The following is a 420-nucleotide window of genomic DNA, read 5'->3' on the forward strand; positions in this document are numbered from 1 at the left end:
ATCCGCGCGCTTAATCAGCGGGACTATCCGCTGGTGCAAGGCTGCCTGCTGATGCTGGCAATGGCCGTTATTCTTGGGACTATTCTCGGTGATGTTGCGCAGGCAGCTATGGATCCAAGACAACGGGAGGCAGCAAAATGACAGTGATTGTTTCTGATACACGGCGTTTGCGACTTCCTGTTTCCGTTCCGGTAGCGATTGCAGCGTTGTTTCTTATCTTACTGGTTTTGTCAGCAATCTTTGCAACGCTGATTGTGCCCTATGCTTATGATGCACAAAATATAATCAATATGAATCAGGCACCCGGTCTGACGCATCTTTTTGGTACAGATGAGTTTGGCCGTGATGTGTTGTCTCGTATAGTTGTGGGTGCACAGACGTCACTTTCTGTGAGTGTGACGGCGGTTGGTTTTTCCGTTT

At 48.8% G+C, this 420-nt stretch carries 1 pseudogene; it reads left to right on the forward strand.

Annotated features, from left to right (window positions below):
- Window positions 1–137: 137 nt before the first annotated feature.
- Window positions 138–420: pseudogene (locus tag HBA93_RS24630) on the forward strand (ABC transporter permease); the annotation flags it as partial.

Origin of the sequence: Ochrobactrum sp. SFR4 (genome assembly GCF_019730395.1) — a bacterium.
In the GTDB taxonomy this organism is placed as follows: Bacteria; Pseudomonadota; Alphaproteobacteria; order Rhizobiales; family Rhizobiaceae; genus Pseudochrobactrum.